Raw genomic sequence first — 19,295 nt, 5'->3', positions numbered from 1 at the left:
CGCTACGCCTCTCGCTCCGTCGAAGTCGTGCTCGCGGTCGGGTGCCCCGCGAGTTCGGCCGGGGTGTAGTACTTTTCGAGTTCGCCGAGATCGAAGAGGCCGAGCAGCTCCGGACGCATCGGGACTTGATCTTTCGGTGTCACTGTGACGGTGGGAATCGGGTCGTCGGCTGTCTCCGACCGCACCGCGCAGACCAGCAGTTTGTTGCGCCAGTCGGGATTCATCGACGGATAGTCGTCGCGGGTGTGCCCGCCGCGACTTTCGGTGCGCTGCAACGCGGCCTGCGCGACGCACTCGCTGACCAGCAGCATGTTCTGCAGGTCGAGCGCGAGATGCCAGCCCGGGTTGAACTGGCGGTGTCCCTCCACGGTGACCTGCCGGAATCGGGCGCGCAGCTCGGCCAGTTTGTCGACTGCCGCGCGCACCTCGTCTTCTTTGCGGATGATGCCGACCAGGTCGTTCATCGACTGCTGCAGATCGGTGTGCAAAGTGTAGGGATTTTCGCCGCCGCCTTCGGTGGGTGGATCGAACGGCGCCAAGGCGGCTTTCGCGGCTTTCGTGATGTCGTTCTCGGAGACCGACGGACGCTCGGTGAGACCCTCGACATAGGCGGAGGCGCCGAGTCCGGCCCGACGGCCGAATACCAACAGGTCCGAGAGGGAATTGCCGCCGAGCCGGTTCGATCCGTGCATCCCGCCGGAACACTCACCAGCGGCGAACAGACCGGGGACGGTGGCGGCGCCGGTATCCGGATCGACCTCGACCCCGCCCATCACGTAGTGGCAGGTCGGGCCGACTTCCATGGGCTCCTTTGTGATATCCACATCAGCGAGCTCTTTGAACTGGTGGTGCATCGAAGGCAGCCGCCGAATGATCTCCTCGGCCGGCATTCGGGAGGCGATGTCGAGGTAGACACCGCCGTGCTCGGTTCCTCGACCTGCTTTGACCTCTTCGTTGATCGCCCGGGCGACCTCGTCCCTTGGCAGCAGGTCCGGCGTACGGCGCGCTGAATCATTGTCGCGCAGCCATTGGTCGGCCTCTTCCACGGTCTCGGCATACTGTCCCTTGAAGACCGGCGGAATGTATTCGAACATGAACCGCTTGCCCTCGGTGTTCACCAGCACGCCGCCGTCGCCGCGTACCCCCTCGGTGACCAGGATGCCCTTCACGCTGGGCGGCCAGACCATTCCGGTCGGGTGGAACTGCAAAAATTCCATATTGATCAGCGTCGCGCCCGAACGAAGCGCGAGGGCGTGCCCATCGCCGGTGTACTCCCAGGAGTTCGAGGTCACCTTGTACGACTTGCCGATGCCGCCGGTCGCCAACACCACCGCGGGCGTCTCGAACAGAATGAAGCGGCCGGATTCCCGCCAGTATCCGAACGCGCCGGAAATCCGGTCACCGTCCTTGAGCAGTTCGGTGATCGTGCATTCGGAGAAGACTTTGATGCGCGTCTCGTAGTCGCCGGTCTCCGCGAAGTCCTCTTGCTGCAGCGAGACGATCTTCTGCTGCATGGTGCGGATGATTTCCAGGCCGGTGCGGTCACCGACGTGCGCGAGCCGCGGGTAGGTGTGACCGCCGAAGTTGCGCTGACTGATGCGACCGTCCGGAGTCCGATCGAACAGCGCTCCATAGGTTTCCAGCTCCCACACCCGGTCGGGCGCCTCCTGAGCATGCAATTCGGCCATGCGCCAGTTATTCAGGAACTTGCCACCGCGCATCGTGTCCTTGAAATGGGTTTGCCAGTTGTCCTTTTCGTTGGCGTTGCCCATGGACGCGGCGCAGCCGCCCTCGGCCATCACAGTGTGCGCTTTGCCGAAAAGCGACTTGCACACCACGGCGACGGACAGTCCATGCTCCCTGGCCTCGATCACCGCCCGCAATCCGGCGCCGCCCGCGCCGATCACCACGACGTCGTAGTTGTGCCGTTCCACTTCTGCCATGCAGAGAAACTCCTCGATGAGGCGGTCAGTTGATGAACCGCAGGTCCGAAATCGTCTTGCTGGCAACCAACATGACGTAGAAGTCGGTCAGCACAAGCGTGCCGAGGGTGGTCCAGGCCAGCGCCATGTGCCGAGTGTTCAGCGTGGAGACCTGAGTCCAAAACCAATAGCGCACCGGATGCGCGGAGAAGTGCTTGAGCCGTCCACCCGCGATATGCCGGCACGAGTGGCACGACAGTGTGTAGGCCCACAGCAGGATCACGTTGACCAGCAGCACGATATTGCCGAGGCCGAAACCGAAGCCGCCGGTTTTGCCGTGGAACGCGACGATCGAGTCGTAGGTGTTGATCACCGAAACCAACAGGGCTACATAGAAGAAGTAACGGTGCGCGTTCTGGATGATCAGCGGAAGTCTGGTCTCGCCGGTGTATTTGGCATGTGGTTCGGCTACGGCGCACGCTGGCGGAGAGAACCACACCGACCGGTAGTAGGCCTTGCGGTAGTAGTAGCAGGTCAACCGGAAGCCGAGCAGGAAGGGCAGTACGACGAAGCCGAGCGGCAGAATTGCGGGGAGCTCACCGAACGGCGTGCCGAAATGGGACGAACCCTCGACGCACGAGGTGCTCAGACACGGTGAGTAGAACGGCGTCAGGTAATGGTAATCCGCTACCCAATATGCCGTGCGCACATAGGATCTGGTCGTCGCGTAGATAACGAACGCGGCTAGCCCGAGCACTGTGAAGAGTGGCGGAATCCACCACCGGTCGGTGCGCAGAGTGCGCTGCGCGATTCGGGCCCGTGTTCTGTTGAATACGCCGGTGCCCGTCTCCGGGGCGGCGGTCGGTGCGGCACTCACAGGTGGATGCCTCGCTGATCTGCTGTGCGGGTGGTCATCGTTACCTCCGCAGTCGAATGTGATGCTGAGCACCATACGACACCCCGGCTATGGAGTGAGCGGGGTCCCGGCAATCCCAACCTGCCTGATTGCCCGTGATTTACGCCACATCGAGGCTGGATGGCTCGACTGTCGGAGGTCGGTGAACCAACCGCAAACACGTCGAACTCGACTAGAGCAGAATGTGTTCGACGTTTGGGTGCGGCCAAGGAAACTCGCGGTCGATTTTTCGCGTCGGTGACCGTCGCACATGGGCAACAAATGTGTGGCTATCTCTCCTGGGGATATATGCGCGGGGGAGGCGCCGCATCGACGCCTGGGGCCGCGCTGCCGCCTGCTCCCCCGCCCGCACCACCCCACCTGGTCCCGGAGCTCCCGTCGAGCATGCCTTAGCTGAGCGCAGTCCTACGGCCGCGGACTGACGGCATGGGCGACCGCCATGTCACTACGCTCGAGCGATCGCGCGGTGGGTGGGTGTTGTGAAGCGGGGCGGGTGGGTAGATGTCGGATGCTGTGGCGTAGTAGACGGTCCCGCCTTCGGCGGTCTGCCGGTTGTCGCGGCGGGCGGCAGTTTGGACTGAATGCCGTTCGGCGCTGTCGTATTCAAGGCTGGCTCGCGAACGGCGCCAACCCGGATCGATGCGGAACCGAGCGACACGTCGTGCGCGGTGTTACCAGGGATCGCGGGGATCGCGCTGTGTCTGGTGCTGTGCATGCTCCGGTGTGGCGGGTACTGACGAGACACCTCGCGGGCTCGATCCGATCAAGGGGCCGCGAGGTCCCGCGTTTCGTCCTACTTGGTTCGGGGACGGGAGTGGAAGCCGAGCCCCTCGTCCTGGGCGCCCATCCAGGCGGCCTCGTCGGATTTGCTGTCTGGAACGTAGATCGTGTCCTGTGCCTGACGTGGTATCGCCGGGGGCGGTGACTGCTCGAGTTCGTCAGCATCGATGACGAGCCGTTCGAGATCGTTCTCCAGCCGGCGCACGGTGTTGGCGTCGCCGTAATGAGCGCGCAGCGCGCCGATGGATTGCCGGAGCTGGCCGACCGTGTAGCGGAGTTCCGCGAATTCGCTGCGTGTCATCGATGCCTCCTCTGTACTTTGATGGGCAGCACAACTCGGGTCGGTGCGTGATTGCCTGCCTGTGGCCGCACTACACCAAGCTGTGTGACCCACCACACAACGTGATCTACAACACAGTACAGAAAGAATTCGATTCTGGCGCGTCGGATGTCGGATCCGCTGATACCCCGGTTATCCGCGATCAGCCCGCGACGGCGAACTCGGTCCCCTGGCTCGCCGCGCCGACGGCACGCTCGACGAGCGCGACGATGGACAACGCGACCTCTTCGGCCCGTTCGAGGATCACGCTGTGCCCGGCTCCTTCCAGGCGTACCAGTTGTGAACCTGCCAGCTGGGAGGCCAGCACGATGGAATGTGTGAACGGAACGACGATGTCCGCGGTGCCGGCCAGTACCAGTGCGGGAATCGCGCCGAGGCGATGCAGTGTCGCCGACTCGTCGAAGGTGATCAACGAGTGTAGGAAGCTGGACATCGTCAGCAGTGGGGTGTCGTTCAGCATCGCGGTGGCGACCGCGACCATCCGAGGATTCGTCTTCCTCGTGCCGAAGTTGGCTTCACGGATGAGTGGTTCGAAGAACCGTCGCGTCATCCGTTTGGACGCCTGCATCATGCGTGGCGCGCGGGTGACGGCGACCTGCAGTGAGCGCACCGCGCGCTGGTTCAGTAGACGGCCGAGACCGGCCTCGGTGAGGCCATTGGCCGCTCCCGCGAGCAGTCCGACACCGACCACGCGCGTGCCGATCGCCTCTGGGAACAGTCGGGCGTAGGAGAGTAGGACCATCGCGCCCATCGAGTGTCCGACCAGGATCACCGGACCGGTTGGCGCGACTGTCCGCAGCACGGCATTCAGGTCGTGTCCGAGCTGGTCGATGGTGTACGTCGAAGGGTGCGCCACGCCAGATGTGCCGTGGCCCCGGTGGTCGTAGAACACCATCCTGACGCCGCTGCCCAAGTGCTGGAGCAACTGGTCGCGCAGGAAGAACCAGGATTCGGTGCGCAAGCAATGGCCGTGGACGAAGACGACTGTCGCGGGGGCGTCGTCGGCGCCGAAGATGCGGACCGAGAGGGGCACGCCGTCTTCGGCCGACACGGTGACACGGTGGCCGCCGTAATCGGCGGCGTGGCGGGCGATCGTCGTGCGCATGACACTCTCCTGTGGGCGAGGCTCCCTGACCTTCGGAGCTTCTTGCCCAGTTGTCGATCTGGATTTCCGTGTCGTTAACGGCGTATACCTGCTGTTATGGACACGTTGTCCAACCGACGCCGGTCATCGACAGCGTGGGGCCATTGTTCGTACCGGACTTATCCGGAAAACGCAAGGCCAGTTACTGTATCGTTAGTAACGTTACTCTATCGTTAGAAAGTGGGAATTGTCCATCGTTCACGTCGGCGGATTCAGATCCTGTTGCCCAGGAGATTGGTGCCTTATCGCCGATATGTCGACAGAATCTGTGCCTTTCTACGGATACTCCGATACATCCGAATAGAGAGCGACACGCCCTCAGTTCGTCACGTTCGGGTGCCGCGCTCCCGAACGTGACGAACTTCCTGACCGCCGTCGCTAAGCGTCCGCGTGGCTGCGGGTGGACGGCAGGAATGGGCGCAGCAGGTTCGCTTCGGCGGACGGGCCGACCTGCCACTCGGCGATCCACGGCCCGGTTCCCTCGCTCGGATCGAGCACACCCTGCTCCAGCCATTGGTAGCGGCCGTCGAGCACGCCGCGGGTGAGGGTGCGGTCGTCATCGTCGGTGTTGTCCCACAGCGCGTCGAACAGGGTGCGTACCCGTACCCGGGACTGCCTGCAGAAGCTGTCGGCCAGTTCCTCGGCGGCCTTGGCCTCCGGCGCGCCCGCGCTGCGCAACGCCTGCGCGCGCACGCAGGCCGCCGACATGGCGAACAGTTCGGCGCCGATGTCGACGACCCGGCCGAGGAAGTTCTGCCGGTACTCGAGTCCCGCCTGCCAGCGGCCCATCGCGTACATCAGCGACCTGGCTTGCTTGCGTGAACTGCGCTCGACAAACCGCAGATGACGCGCCAGCGTTCCGAATTCGGCATATGCGGCCGGTACCGTGCCCGCCCCGACGGCCAGCTGTGGGAACCATTTGGCGTAGAAACCGGTCGCACCGACCGCCGCCTTCGCCTTGTCCTTGAACTCGGCATTGCGGTCGACCAGCGCGCCCGCGGCCGCCATGTGCGCGTCGGCCATCTCCCGGGCGATCAGCAACCGCATGATCTCGCTCGATCCTTCGAAGATGCGGTTGATCCGCAGGTCCCGCAGCAATTGCTCGGCGCTGACGGCGCGCTCGCCACGGGCGGCGAGCGAGGCCGCCGTCTCGTATCCGCGACCGCCGCGAATCTGCACGAGTTCATCGGCGATCCGGCAGCTCATCTCGCTTGCCCACAGTTTGGCAAGCGCCGCTTCGATCCGGATGTCGTTGCGCGCCTCGTCGCACATCGCCGCCGACAGGTCCAGCGTCGCCTCCAAGGCGAAGGTGGTGGCCGCGATGAACGAGATCTTCTCGCCGACGGCGGCGTGCTCGCCGACCGGCCTTCCCCATTGCACCCGCTGCGCGCTCCACTCCCGAGCGATCTTCAGCGACCACTTCGAGGCCGCGGTACACAGCGCGGGAATCGCGAGCCTGCCGGCGTTCAGCGTGGTGAGCGCGATCTTGAGGCCGTCGCCCTCGCGGCCGACCAGATTGCGCTTGGGAACACGGACGTTGTACATCCGGGTGAGACCGTTCTCGATGCCGCGCAGCCCCATGAAAGCGTTGCGCCGCTCCACGGTGATACCCGGTGAATCGGCTTCGACCACGAAGGCCGAAATGCCGCCTCGATGTCCCTCGCTCTTCGGTACGCGCGCCATCACCACGAGCAGTTCGGCGACGACACCGTTGGTCGTCCACAGTTTGACACCGTTGAGTTCGTAGAACTCGCCGTCTTCGATCGGCGTCGCGGTGCTGGCCATCCGGGCCGGATCAGAACCGACGTCGGGCTCGGTGAGCAGGAAGGCGCTGATCGCGCCCGCCGCGCAGCGGGGTAGGAACTCGGCCTTCTGCTCGGGGGTGCCGGCCAGCTTGAGTGGTTCGGGTACTCCGATGGACTGGTGCGCCGAGAGCAGGACGCCGAGACTCGGGTGCGCTGAGCCGATCAGCATCAGTGCCCGGTTGTAGCCGAACTGGGAAAGGCCCTGGCCACCATATTCTTCCGGAATCTTCAAGCCGAAGCAGCCGAGTTCGGCAAGGCCTCGCACATACTCGTCCGGAATCCGGCCTTCGGATTCGATCACCGCTCCGTCGATCGTCTCGCAGTACGACCGCAGTCGCGCCAGGTACGCCTCGGTGCGCGCTGCGTCTTCGGGGCTGGGCTGCGGGTAAGGATGGATCAGATCGAGCTGGAATCGCCCCAGAAACATCTCTTTGGCGAATGATGGTTTGGCCCAGCTGGTTTCACGGGACTCCTCGACCAGTGCGCGGGCCTGTTCTTCGGTGGCGTCGACTTTCGCGGTAGTCGCCATGATGTCCTCCTCGGACGTGATCGGGATCACATTCGAGTGTAGGAGGGTTTGTTACCCGCCGGTAGATCTCGCGGTCGAGATAAATCTATGAATCTCTACCGATCTTGTAAGAGAGGTGGATATGCGGCGACCGTCAGACGCCGTCGTCCATCCGTCAATGGGAGAACACCACGGCCTCGCGACCGCATCAGACCGAGCGCAGGTAGCGACCGAAGTGTGGCACGGTGAAGCCGATCGTCCCGCGCTCGGCCGAGTAGATGAGGCCCTTCTTGATCAGTCCGTCGCGCGCAGGCGACAGCGAGGCCGGCTTGCGGCCGAGTTCGTTGGCCACGGCGGCGGTCGCCACCGGGCCGTCGTCGCCGGACAGGTCGGCCATGGCACGCATATACTCCCGCTCCGCAGGCGTTGCTCGCTCGTAGCGAGACCCGAAGAAGCCGACCGCCAACTCTTCCTCCGCGGTTGGCGAGGCCACCTCGACATCCTCGGCGGTGATCGGACTCTCCGGTGCCTGGTCCCACACGGCCTTGCCGTAGGCCTGTACAAAATACGGGTACCCATCGGCCCTGTCGTATAGTGCATCGAGAGCCTCGTCGGCGAACTTCACGTCTTCGCGCTGGGCGGGAGCGATCAGGGCCTGGTCTGCGGACTCCCGGTCCAATCGGTCTATTCGGTGATAGCTGAATAGTCGCTCTGAGTAACTCTTCGAGGCGGACAGCACGGCGGGCAGATGCGGAAGGCCGGCGCCGACCACGATCAGCGGCGAAGTGTCCTGGCTCAGTTCGTGGCACGCGCCGCAGATCGCGGAGATGTCGGCAGCGCCGAGATCTTGCATCTCATCGATGAAGATCGCGATCCCGACGCCGATGTCGCTGGCCAGCGCGGCCGCCTCCATCAGCAACTCCACCAGATCGATCTCGATGTCGCCGGAATCGGCCCGACCGGTGACCGCGGGTACGTCGATTCCTGGCTGCCAGCGTTCTCGCATGCCCTTGTCAGCGGTGACCCGCAACGCGAAAGCCTTCAAAATGCCGAGGAAGTCGTCGACCCGCTCCGGATTGGGGTGCGTCGTGGCGATCGCGCGGACGGCCATGTGCAGCGCCGAGGACAGTGGGCGGCGCAGTTCCTGGTCCGGCCGCGCCTCGATCTTGCCGGTACCCCAGCCGCGGGATACCGCCGCTGAGCGAAGCTGATTCAGCAGTACCGTCTTTCCGACACCGCGCAGACCGGTGAGCATGACACTGCGTTCCGGACGGCCGCGCGCGATGCGTTCGAGCACGATGTCGAAGGCGGTGAGTTGTTTGTCGCGTCCGGCGAGTTCGGGTGGGCGCTGTCCCGCTCCGGGGGCATACGGATTCCGCACGGGGTCCATGCCCAGACACCGTAGCGCGTTTGGTCCGGATAATCTGCGCTCATCTACGGCGTGTCCTAGAGAGGCTTAGCGTTCGGTATTGCACTATTGCTCGCACTACGCTGGCGGCGGTTCGCCAGAACGGTTGCGCGGCATTCCGTGCGAGAACGGAGAGGCATGTCCGACGAGCCCATCCCCGAATCCACCGCCGAGGTGGTCGAGTCGTGGAACGTTCCCGCGGGCGCCGCGGTGGCGCAGCGCATCAGGTCCAACATCCTCGTCGCGATCGGACGCGGCCTCGACGACCCCCAGTTGGTCGCGGACCTTGCGGTTGGTCCGCTGGTCATGGCATTCGGCAGGCTCGAGGTGGAACTCGCCGACGCTCGGCGCCGAATCGACGAACTCGAGCGCGCCCTGCGCGCCGGCGAATCCTGATCGGCCCGCCGCGATTCGGGCGAACGTTGTCCAGTGGTGACCGAGCGCGGTCGGCCGAGATCGCGTCGTGACCGATCGCAAGTTTCAGTTTTCGGCCGCCCATGCAGGGATTTCGGCAGGAAAAGGGAAGTATCCACGCTGTGCGCTGGACAACATTGCGTCGGCGTCGTAATCTCTTCGTGACTTAGTGGAGTCAGTCGCTTCGTAAGAGAAACGGCGCCACTGGGTACCGCCTCAACGGCCGTCGGAACCAACCGGTTTCGGCTGTCGTACCGGGGGACCACAGGTTTGTCTGGGGTGAATCCGCGCGGCCGAATTCGGTCGCAAGGTAGGGCCGTCCTCCCGGCCCGAACTCGTCAGTTGACCCGGTCGGCGGGAGAGCAGCAAGATCGGAGACGTAGCCGGTGGGTAAACACAGCTTGCAGCGGGATTCTCGGGTTCCGAATTCCGTCAAAGGTGCCATAGTCATGGGAGCGGTTGCCGCGACTGGCGCGATGCCGGCGATCCCAGCCATGGCCGCGACTATCAACGTTCCCGGTGTCGGCAACATCGACGTTCCGCTCCCCCAGGAGTATGAGCAGCCGGCCCAGCAACTCAGCCAGCAGATCCAGCAGGCGCTCGCGGCCGTTCCGTCCGCCCCCGCCCCCTCGGCGCCGCAGGCGGCTCCCCAGCCTCCCGGGTTGGCGCCGTTGCTGCCTGGTCTGTTCGCGCAGCCGAACACCCCGGGCGACATCGCCCTCGACGCCGCCAGGACCAAGGTCGGCGCCCAGTACTCGTGGGGTGCCGCGGGCCCTCAGTCCTTCGACTGCTCCGGCCTCGTTCAGTGGGCCTTCCGCCAGGCGGGAGTCCAACTGCCTCGCACCAGCTTCGAGCAGTCACATGTCGGTGCTCCGGTCGCGTTCCAGAACCTGCAGCCGGGCGACATCGTCGTCACCAACGGCGGCGGTCACGTAGGCATTTACGCGGGCGACGGCAAGCTGCTGAATGCGGTCCAGTCGGGTCAGCCGGTGTCGTTCACCCCGTTGCGTCCTGACATGGTGGTTACCGCACGCCGTATCGTCTAACGAGTGGCCCGCGCCGAACACGGCATCCAGCACATCGCAACACAGGCCCGCGTCGATTCGTGGACCTGGGCGGTGCGCCTGTTCAAAACCAGATCGGCAGCTGCCGAAGCGTGTCGAGGTGGCCATGTTCGGGTGAACGGCGCGACCGCAAAGCCCGCGCAGCCGGTGCGTCCCGGCGACGAGGTGCGCATCCGGGTGACAGGTCTCGAGCGCATCGTCATCGTGGAACGCCTTGTCACCAAGCGAGTCAGCGCTCCCATCGCAGCGCAGTGCTTCATCGACCGCAGCCCGCCGCCGCCTCCGCGGGAGATCCTGGCGACCATGCCCCGTCGAGATCGGGGATCGGGGCGACCGACCAAGCGTGAACGTCGCGAGACCGATCGGCTCCTCGGCCGAGCCGAGTCCTGATTGCCCGCTCGGCATCCGCCTGAACGGCACCGACGCACAGTACGGGCCGCCGGGTCGGTTAGATCATCGCAACCGGCTGGAGATTGCCCGCGAGATAGCGCGCCCGGCATTCGCCGCGGCGCAGCTTTCCGCTTGTGGTCTTGGGAATCCGGCCCGTCTCCACCAGCATTACCGCGCCCGGCATCACCTCGTGTGCGGACGCGATGGCGGTCCGGATTCGGCGGGCCAGCACAGAGAGTTCGGCGGGCTCGGCGACAACCACGGTGGTGAGTTCGGCGACTACGACCAGATCTTCCCGCCGACCGTCATCGTGCCCGAACACCGCCACATGGCCAGGTCGGATCTCCGGGGTGCACGCCTGCACGGTCGCCTCGATGTCGGCGGGATAGTGGTTGCGTCCGTCGACGACGATGACGTCTTTGCGGCGTCCTGCCAGGTAGAGCTGGCCCTCGTGCTGAAACCCCAGATCGCCGGTGCGCAGCCAGCGTCCGTCAGCACCGACCAGGGTCGCGCCGAAGGTCTCCTCGGTGGCGTCGGGCCTGCCGAAATAGCCGTCGCACACATTGTCTCCCGCCACCCAGATCTCGCCGACGTACCCGGGCGGTAGCGCTGTCCGGCCGGCCGGGTCGACCACCCGCACCACCTGTCCCACGGGTGTGCCGCAGCCGACGAGCGATACGCCGTCTGGGGGCGTGGCCCCGGCGATATCCGTGGGCAGCGGGACCACGCGTCCCTCGGCGAGTGCGCCCCGGTCGAAATGGTGCCACACCGGCTCTTCCCGCTGATCGCACATGGTGACGGTGAGGGTGGCCTCGGCGAGGCCGAAGCCGGGGGTGTGCGCGTGGTTGCGGAAGCCGTGCGGGTCGAAGATCTCGGTGAACTCGTCCAGCACGTCGGCGCGGACCGGCTCGGAGCCGTTGATCAGGATCTCCAGCCCGGACAGGTCGAGGCCGACCCGCTCCTCGGGCGTCGTTCCCGAAATTGCCAGTGCCAGACCGAAATTGGGGCAAGCAGTGACGCCGGCGCGGTAGTCGCTGACCGCACGTAGCCAGTGGATCGGACGTTTGACGAACTCCGCGGGCGCCAAGGTGACGGCGTGAATGCCGAGCGACAGGGGTAGTGAAAGGCCCAGGATCAGGCCCATATCGTGGAAGAACGGCAGCCAGGTCACGATCGGTCGATCCTTGGCCGCGGACAGGGCGTGTCGCAACTGAGCCAACGCCGTCGCCAGATTCGCGTGAGTGACCCGGACCCCGGCGGGTGACTTGGTGGATCCGGAGGTGTACTGCAGGTAGGCGAGTTCGCCGCACGTCGGGTCGATCACCGCGGCCGAATCCGCCGGTGGAACGGTACCGTTCCTCGGCAACACCAGCGCTTGCCCCAGCGCCTGTCCGAGCATCGGGGCGCTGACGTCATCGTGCGCCGATAAGAGGGTGAGTGCGGGCCGGGCGTCGGCGAGCACCGCGTGCAGCCGTTCTCGATGGCGCGCTCCCGCCGCGGGAAACAGCGGCACCGCGACGCGATTGCTGTACAGACAGGCGAGAAAGGCAATCGCGTAATCGACGCCGTGCGCGCAGAGAATAGCCACCCGATCGCCGGGCGCGCTTTCTTGCCGCAGTCGCCCGGCGAGCGTGCCCGCCGCGGCGTGCAGGCTCGCGTATGTCATCGTGCGGGGCACACGTTCCTGCATGCGGAAGCGCAGCTCGGTGAAGGCGTTCTCGTCCGGCCTGGTCGTGGCCCATTCGGCGAGACGCTCCGCGAGAATGTTGCCGGGGGCCGGGTCGGTCGCTGTCACGGTGGCGCCTCGCTGGTTTTCGCGGCGATCCGATCCAACAGGGCGGCGCCGAGGGTGGTGATCGTCGGGTGCTTGAACAACTCGGCGGTGGAGATCCGAATGCGCAGCCGGGCTTCCAGATTGCGCCGCATCTCGATCGCGAGCAGCGAGCTGAGCCCGAGGTCGTTGAAGTTGTCGGTGGCGTTGATCTGTTCGGCGGGCAGATCGAGCGTACTCGCGAGGACGCGGCGGATGGTGGTGGTCAGTGGTTCGATGGTGTCCGGTGGCGTCGGCGTGCGGGCGGGCCCGCTCGCACCGATGACAGGACTCGGCGTCCTGATCGAATTTTCGCGTGGACCGAGAAGATTCACCAACCGGACCGAGACCGGGGACGGATCGGTGGTTGGGGCATAGTCCAGTGCGAGAAGATGTCCGCCGTCGTAGCGCAGGGCCTGGGGCAACACGGCCATTCCGCGGCGTAGGTCGTAGGCCGTGATGCCCGCCCGCCGCAGATGGCTCGCGCCGCCGGCCGCCGCGGCGAGACCGGAATCCCAGACGCCCCAGCCGATGCTGAGAACGCGCCTACCCGGAGTGTTGGCCGCCAAGGAATCCATTGCCGCGTTCGCGGCGGCGTAGGCGGCTTGACCCGGCGCACCGAGCGCGCCCGTCGCCGAGGAGAAAAGCAGGACGAAATCGGTCGGATCGGTCGCGGTGAGCTCGATCAGATTGACCGCCGCGGTCGGCTTCGGCGAGAACATCCTGGCTAGCTGGCCCATCGTGACCGCGTCGAATCCAGCGCCTTCCAACGCGCCCGCGGCGTGCACGATGCCACGGATGTTCGAGCCGCATTCGCGAATATCGTGCAACGCGTTGGCCAGATCGTCGCGGTCGGCGGCGTCGCAGCGAACCACCACGATGCGATCCTCCAGACCGTCCAGCAGCGCGGGCACCGGGCGGGGTGCCCGCGTCAGCACCACGACGTCGTGCGCACCCGCGTCGAGTAGCCAGCGCACGGCGACCGAGCCGAGCGACCCGAGCCCGCCCGTGACGACATAGGTTCCGCCCGCGTCGATGGTGGCGACGGGCAGCGCGCGCGGTCGAGCTGGCGCGAAGCGCCGAACGGCGATATCGCCGGCGGACAGGCGCAGTTCGTCGGGGACCTCGGTGTCGGTAGATGGCACCAGGCGGCACAGCAGGGGGATATTCCTCGGGTCGGTATCCGCCCAGATCAGCCGCACCGTTCTGCTCGATTCGAGCTGCAACGAACGTGCCAAGCCGGCGATCGCGGCACGCTCGCTCGCTGCCCGCGAGCTGGATTCGTCGGGCACGGGTGGCGTTGCGGCGTCACCGCGTTCCGGCAGCACGATCGTTACGGACGCGGTGCTCTCGTCGGCGTGTAGGCGTTGTAGCAGATCGAGTACCCGACCGATCGAAGCGATGGGATCCTTCGTGTCGGACGCTGTGTTCGTAGGCCAGACCAGCACTACGGCGGTGGGCAGCGCGCCGCCGGTGAGGATCGAGGTGACGATCCCACTCGCGGCGTCGGGCTCGCGCGCGACCCGCTCGGTCGGCACTTCGGTGTCCAGCGCCCTGGCCAGCCGAACTGCGAGGTCGGAGGCGCCGATCACCAGCACACGCTGCGCGGCCGTCTCCGGTGCGCCGAACCGAAGTGTCTCGGGTTCGCGTGACTCCCACGTCTCCTGCCGGAACGGCGCGGGCGGTTCGACTTCCGTCGGCGGATGCGTGCCGAGATTGCCCAGTACGCCGTTTTCCGCATAGCGGATCCGCACACCGGAGAAGACCAGGCAGGGAACGCCGTGCTGGTCGGTGCCGATCACGTCGCCGACCAGTCCGGTGCCGGTACGTTCCCGAATGAGCGCGTGCACCTCGAGCACAACCCTGTTCGGTTCGGCCGAAAGCCAGGCCGAGTCCACGCCGATCGGCAGCGGGACCGCCGAGTCGGGCAGGTCATCGATGACTGCGGCGGCGAGTAACTGCAGGCCGCCGTCCAGCGTTGCCGTGCGGTGCAATTCGGCGGCGTCGAACAGGCCGAGAGCCACCTCGGTGCCTGTCGCGATGCCGCGCAACGCACGGAAACGCGGACCGTACTGCAGACCTCGACGGCGCAGTTCTTCGTAGAAAGCGCCGGTGGCGATGATCCGCATCCGGTGTCGGGCCGCCCGATTTGCATCGACCACCCGCATCCATGCGACGATATCCGCGGGTGTGGGGTCACCGGCGGGCCGGGCCGAAGCCAGCGTTCCGGTGCCCGTGACCTCCGCCCGCACATTCGCGTCGGTTCCGTCGCCACGATAGGTGACCTCCGGTAGCGCGCCCGGATCGGTGCGCTGGTGTACGGCGAAGTCGACGAGCGTGGCCGCCGCGGTCGAGTCGCGGGCCACCCGAAGCAGCCTGTGCAGCCAAAACGCCGCGGGCACCGTGACGGCGCCCCGCACGACGTGGTCGGTGAGATCGTCTGCCGGGAAGGTGGTTTCGGCGATGCTCGTGGGTGTGCTGGCCGAGAACAGCAAAGGAAACCGCCGCTTGCGCCACTGCCGCGGTGGCGGTGTGCCGAAGGGCCCGAGCGCCGACCAGTTGACCGGTCGTCCCTCCAGGTACAACCGCGCCAGACATGTGAGGAATCCACTCGCCTCGTCCTCGCGGAATGCCACCGGGTGCGCACCCGCGCGGAAGTCCGGATACTCCCGTACCGCTGAGATCAGCACCGGATGCGGCGCGATCTCCAGTACGGTCGCGATCCCGTCCTCCGCCGCGCGTTCCATCGCGGCGGCGAGTTGCACCGTGCCCGCGGTGTTGTCGGCCCAGTATTCGGCGTTCATGGCCGCGGTGGTGATCTTCGCGCCGCGCCGCGCCGTCGAGTACACCGGGACGCGCGGGGCCCGCGCGGTGAGTTCGTCCAGTGCCGCGACGAAAGTCGGGAGCACCGCGGCGATCTGCGGACTGTGCGCGGCGAAGTCGACCGCGAGCCGGTGCGCGAACATGTCGCGGCGGTTGGCCCTGCGCACCAGGGTGTCGATATAGCGCGGCGTGCCGGACACGACCACCGACCGGGGGCCGTTGACCGCGGCGATGCCCACCTCGGTGTGCATTGGTTCGACGAGTTTCGCCGCCTCTTCGGGGGCCGCTTCGAGCACCGCCATCGCGCCGTGCCCGTCCAGGTGGGCGAGGGTGGCGCTGCGCAGCACTACCACGCGGGCCGCGTCGGCGAGGGGCAGCGCGCCGCTGACGGCGGCGGCGGCGATTTCGCCCATGCTGTGTCCAGCGACCGCGTCCGGCTCGATCCCCCACGCTGCCAACAGTTTCGCCAGCGCCACCTGGAAGGCGAAGAGCGCGGGCTGCACCAGTTCGGTGGCGTGTGTGTCGCCGTTGCCGGGCGGTGTGAGCGCGAAGCCGTGCCGCGGAGTCCAGATCCGCGGCCCGCCTGCCGCGACGACAGCGTCGGCGGCCTCGGCGAGTGCGTGGGCGAAGACCGGATACCGTGCCGCCAGCGCCCGTCCCATTTTCGGATGCTGGCCACCCTGCCCGGAGAACAGGAACAACACGCCGCCGCGGCGGCGGTTCGTCACTGGGCCGAGCGCTACCTCGGTATCGCCGCGGCCGAGGGCGCGCAGCCGATCTACCGCGTCAGCACGGTCGCGTACCAGGACTGCGGCGCGTGTGTGCTCGGGAAGCAATCGGGCGGTGGCCGAGGCGAAGCCGCGTAACGACCGTTGCGTGGCGTTGTCCGCGCCACTCAGTTCGTCGGCGAGCAGCAGTGCGTGCTCGCGCAACTCGGCGTGGTCCCGAGCGGTCAGCGGGATCAGCATCGGCGCCTGCTCGCCTCGGTCGTGCCGCGCCGCCTCGATGCCGCGTAGCACCACGTGCGCGTTGGTGCCGCCGAATCCGAACGAACTGACGCCCGCCGTTCGTTGTGACGCGGGCACGTCGCTCCAGTCGACCTGTTCGATCGGCACCCGCAGTCCACGTTCGGCAAGTTTCAGTAGCGGGTTCTCGGATCGGAAGTGGATGGTCGGTGCGATCACACCGTGGTAAATGGACAGCGCGGTCTTCACCATTCCGGTGACCCCGGCGGCTGCCTCGAGATGCCCGATGTTGGATTTCACCGACCCGATCCACCGGGGATCCCCGGCGTTGTCGCCGAGCACCGCGGCGAGTGCGCCGACCTCCACCGCGTCACCCAAAGTCGTTCCGGTTCCGTGACATTCGATGTAGCGGGCGGCGCCCGGCACCAGTCCAGCGCGCGTCCACGCGGTGCGCAGCGTCTCTTGCTGCGCGCGGCCGTTCGGCGCGTACAGACCGTTCGAGCGTCCGTCCGATCCGATGGCGGTGCCGACGATCTCCGCGTATATCCGGTTGCCCTCGCTCAGCGCGTCCGCGGTGCGCTGCAGGATCACCACCGCGCACCCGTCGCCGCGGGTGTAGCCGTCCGCGGTGGCGTCGAACGGCGTCGCTCGTCCGCCAGGGGACAGGAAACCGCTCTCGGCCAGATAGTTCGTCGTATGTTCCAGCAGCATCAGGTTGACCCCGCCGACGATCGCGAACGGCACCGTGCCGTCGGCGAGCAGCCGGACCGCGAGGTCTACCGCGGTCAGCGACGACGAGCAGGCGCTGTCGAGCACCAGGCTCGGCCCATGCAGATCCAGGACATAGGACAACCGGTTGGCGATGATGCTGAGTGCGGAACCGGTGACCGCGTAGGGCGCGTCGTGGCCCGCTTGGCCGAGCACCGTGATGCCATGATCGTAGCCCGAGGCTCCGAACACGACTGCGGCACCGGAACCGCGTGCGCGATAACCGATCCCGGCGTCGTCGAGCGCCTCCACCGCGACCTCCATGGCGAGCCGCTGTTGCGGGTCCATGACCGCGCTCTCCCGATCGGAGATGGCGAACCAGGTGTTGTCGAACGATTCGACATCGTCGAGGTAGCCACCGCGCCGGACGCCGAGCCGTCCGGCCGGCGGTGTGGCGGTGGCATCGCGGCCGTCGAGCAGCAGCTGCCAGAAGTCGGCGACGCGCGCCGCCCCAGGCAGTCGGCAGCCGATACCGACGATGGAGACCGGGGGTCGGGGGCCGACCGAATCAGAGGACGCGGTGCTCATCGCATCGCGAGATACTCGACAAGCTGTTCGATGTCCGGATGGTCGTAGATCGCGGTCAGCGGAACCTCGACTCCCATGGCGTCTTCGAGATGGGCGGTCAGCCTGGCCAATTGGCTGGAACTCAGGCCGAGATCGGTGAAGGGCGAACTCGTCGACACGACTGCGGTGTCGACGCCGAGTAGATCTGCGACGGCCATGACGGCGGCACAGGTCAATACGGCACGTCGGCGATCGCCGAGCGAACCGTCAGCTTCCTGCGCACCACCATGCCCACCCGGAAAACTGGGCCGCATCGCGTCCTCCCTACCCGTCTCCCGGTTGCAGTTACTCACTGAGAACGGTACCCACGCGATTATGCCGGAGAAATCCGCTGGAGCGAAGGGCGCATATCCGCTGCCTGCCCACCTCTTTCGGGAAGCTCGGTGATCACTTACGGTGGCATGGTGACCGAACCGGACAGCGGTACCGTGGCCCGTGCGGAGCGCGCCCCAACCCTGTCCACCGTGCTGCGCTGTTGCGCCGCGCTGGCCGTGACGCCAGGCCGGCTGTTACGCCCGCGCCGCCCCGATACCGCACTGCTGGCGAACCTCGAGGTGGTGCCGCTACCGTCGGCGAGTGCCACCGTCCGCCTCACCGTTCTGACGCAGGCGACGATGTCGGCGCCGACGACCCTCGTGGCCGAGGGTGTGCGCAGCCTGCGTGCTATGCCGCTGTCGATGGCGGCGTTCCTGGTCGAGCATCCCAAGGCGCGCTTCCTGGTCGATCCCGCGCTGTGTGCCGGGGTACACGACCGGGTGCTTCCGGAACTGCCGTTCCCGATCCCGCTGCTCGCCGCGCCGGACAAGCCGGTGCTCGGCCTGTCCGACGCGCTCGCGGCCCGTGATATCGCGGGCTCCGACATCGACTTCGTGGTGCCGACCCACTTGCACTGGGACCATGTATCCGGACTGCTGGAACTGCCGTCGTCGGTCGAGGTCCGGTTGCTGGCGGTCGAACACGAGTGGGCGATGAGCGGTCCACACGCTCCGGTCGGTGTGGCGCGTGGCCCACTGCGGGATCGGGTATTCGACCGCTTCGAGTTGGACGGCCCGCCGGTGCTGAGTTTTCCGCGCAGCAAGGACCTGTTCGGCGACGGTTCGGTGCTGCTGGTGGATCTCGCGGGCCACACACCGGGCAGCATCGGTGTGCTGCTCGCGGTTGGCGACGGCAGCCGGGTGCTGTTGGCGGGCGATGCCGTCTGGAGCAAGTTGCAGGTCGATCTGCTGCGCGAGAAAGCCCCGATGCCCGGCCAGTTGTTCGACGCCGACCGGGACGCGGCGTTCACGACGATCCACCGTCTACACGCGCTGCCCGACGGCATCGAACTCATCGCCGGCCACGACTACGCGGCGATCACCGCACGCGCGGCCGGGTAGTCGACACCCCGGGCCGACGACGGGATCGGCGAGGTGGACGGGAGATCAGTTTTTCGGTCTCGGTGACCATTCGGGTGATCAGTTCGGCGAAGATCGGAATGTCGTGGATTGGGCCCTGACACGGCTCGACCGAGCAGATGCCCGTGTCGAGGTCGCCGTCCTCGAACACACTGCTCGGTGGGCGCGCCGGTCCGCCCGCCGGCGGCGATGGTGGCACTGAGCGCGCGTCGCATTCGAATTCATAAGTGAGTCCAGGTTCGCAACGGTCGAATAGAGTCCGGCAAGTACCGTTTCG

Annotated in this window: 13 protein-coding genes and 1 riboswitch; of the genes, 4 read left to right on the top strand and 9 right to left on the bottom strand. The window is 66.5% G+C overall.

All coding sequences use genetic code 11. The annotated features are described in order from the left end of the window. Nucleotides 1-2 precede the first annotated feature (2 nt). The 6 genes from AB0C34_RS07915 to AB0C34_RS07890 all read right to left on the bottom strand — a co-directional run bounded on the left by AB0C34_RS07915 (nucleotide 3) and on the right by AB0C34_RS07890 (nucleotide 8,805). Entirely contained in the window at nucleotides 3-1,943 is a 1,941-nt protein-coding gene (locus AB0C34_RS07915; RefSeq protein WP_357068740.1) for a fumarate reductase/succinate dehydrogenase flavoprotein subunit, read from the bottom strand. Between the two features lie 25 nt (nucleotides 1,944-1,968). Next, a complete protein-coding gene (locus tag AB0C34_RS07910) occupies nucleotides 1,969-2,799 on the bottom strand; it encodes a hypothetical protein (protein WP_357068738.1) in 831 nt (276 codons plus the stop codon). Nucleotides 2,800-3,631: 832 nt separating this feature from the next. Next, complete coding sequence (locus AB0C34_RS07905; protein WP_357068736.1) at nucleotides 3,632-3,919, bottom strand: hypothetical protein; 288 nt, start codon at nucleotides 3,917-3,919, stop codon at nucleotides 3,632-3,634. A gap of 181 nt (nucleotides 3,920-4,100) precedes the next feature. Next, nucleotides 4,101-5,063 carry an alpha/beta hydrolase gene (locus AB0C34_RS07900; RefSeq protein ID WP_357068735.1) on the bottom strand — a complete coding sequence of 321 codons (963 nt, stop codon included), beginning with the start codon at nucleotides 5,061-5,063 and terminating at the stop codon, nucleotides 4,101-4,103. Between the two features lie 417 nt (nucleotides 5,064-5,480). Next, entirely contained in the window at nucleotides 5,481-7,436 is a 1,956-nt protein-coding gene (locus AB0C34_RS07895) for an acyl-CoA dehydrogenase family protein (RefSeq protein ID WP_357068733.1), read from the bottom strand. A 187-nt stretch (nucleotides 7,437-7,623) separates the two neighbouring features. Continuing rightward, complete coding sequence (locus AB0C34_RS07890) at nucleotides 7,624-8,805, bottom strand: ATP-binding protein (RefSeq protein WP_357068731.1); 1,182 nt, start codon at nucleotides 8,803-8,805, stop codon at nucleotides 7,624-7,626. A 156-nt stretch (nucleotides 8,806-8,961) separates the two neighbouring features. On the opposite strand from AB0C34_RS07890, the gene AB0C34_RS07885 reads away from it, so the two are divergent. The 3 genes from AB0C34_RS07885 (at nucleotide 8,962) to AB0C34_RS07875 (ending at nucleotide 10,691) form a co-directional block, all read left to right on the top strand. Beyond that, nucleotides 8,962-9,219 carry a hypothetical protein gene (locus tag AB0C34_RS07885; protein ID WP_357068729.1) on the top strand — a complete coding sequence of 86 codons (258 nt, stop codon included), beginning with the start codon at nucleotides 8,962-8,964 and terminating at the stop codon, nucleotides 9,217-9,219. A 232-nt stretch (nucleotides 9,220-9,451) separates the two neighbouring features. After that, nucleotides 9,452-9,609: riboswitch (cyclic di-AMP (ydaO/yuaA leader) on the top strand. 77 nt (nucleotides 9,610-9,686) lie between these two features. Continuing rightward, the gene (locus AB0C34_RS07880) at nucleotides 9,687-10,283 is read left to right on the top strand and encodes an NlpC/P60 family protein (protein ID WP_357068727.1); all 597 of its coding nucleotides are present in this window, start codon (nucleotides 9,687-9,689) and stop codon (nucleotides 10,281-10,283) included. A gap of 3 nt (nucleotides 10,284-10,286) precedes the next feature. Next, on the top strand, nucleotides 10,287-10,691 hold the full coding sequence (locus AB0C34_RS07875) for an RNA-binding S4 domain-containing protein (RefSeq protein WP_357068725.1): 405 nt from the start codon (nucleotides 10,287-10,289) through the stop codon (nucleotides 10,689-10,691). 58 nt (nucleotides 10,692-10,749) lie between these two features. Here the strand turns inward: AB0C34_RS07875 and AB0C34_RS07870 are convergent, their stop codons facing one another. The 3 genes from AB0C34_RS07870 to AB0C34_RS07860 are packed head-to-tail and all read right to left on the bottom strand — an operon-like array spanning nucleotide 10,750 to nucleotide 17,878. Further along, complete coding sequence (locus tag AB0C34_RS07870) at nucleotides 10,750-12,486, bottom strand: fatty acyl-AMP ligase (protein ID WP_357068723.1); 1,737 nt, start codon at nucleotides 12,484-12,486, stop codon at nucleotides 10,750-10,752. Next, complete coding sequence (locus AB0C34_RS07865) at nucleotides 12,483-17,585, bottom strand: type I polyketide synthase (protein ID WP_357068721.1); 5,103 nt, start codon at nucleotides 17,583-17,585, stop codon at nucleotides 12,483-12,485. Before AB0C34_RS07865 ends, AB0C34_RS07870 begins: the two co-directional genes overlap by 4 nt. Continuing rightward, nucleotides 17,582-17,878, bottom strand: coding sequence for an acyl carrier protein (locus AB0C34_RS07860; protein WP_357068719.1), 297 nt, complete (start codon nucleotides 17,876-17,878; stop codon nucleotides 17,582-17,584). Before AB0C34_RS07860 ends, AB0C34_RS07865 begins: the two co-directional genes overlap by 4 nt. Nucleotides 17,879-18,007: 129 nt before the next feature. Here AB0C34_RS07860 and AB0C34_RS07855 point away from each other — a divergent pair, with 129 nt between their 5' ends. Beyond that, nucleotides 18,008-19,000: an MBL fold metallo-hydrolase gene (locus AB0C34_RS07855; protein ID WP_357068718.1), complete on the top strand. Its 993-nt coding sequence runs from the start codon at nucleotides 18,008-18,010 to the stop codon at nucleotides 18,998-19,000. Nucleotides 19,001-19,295: the final 295 nt, after the last annotated feature.

The sequence above is a fragment of the Nocardia sp. NPDC049220 genome (assembly GCF_040647855.1).
In the GTDB taxonomy this organism is placed as follows: Bacteria; Actinomycetota; Actinomycetes; order Mycobacteriales; family Mycobacteriaceae; genus Nocardia.
Note: the sequence above shows the minus strand (reverse complement) of the source record. Positions and strands in the feature narration are given on the sequence as shown.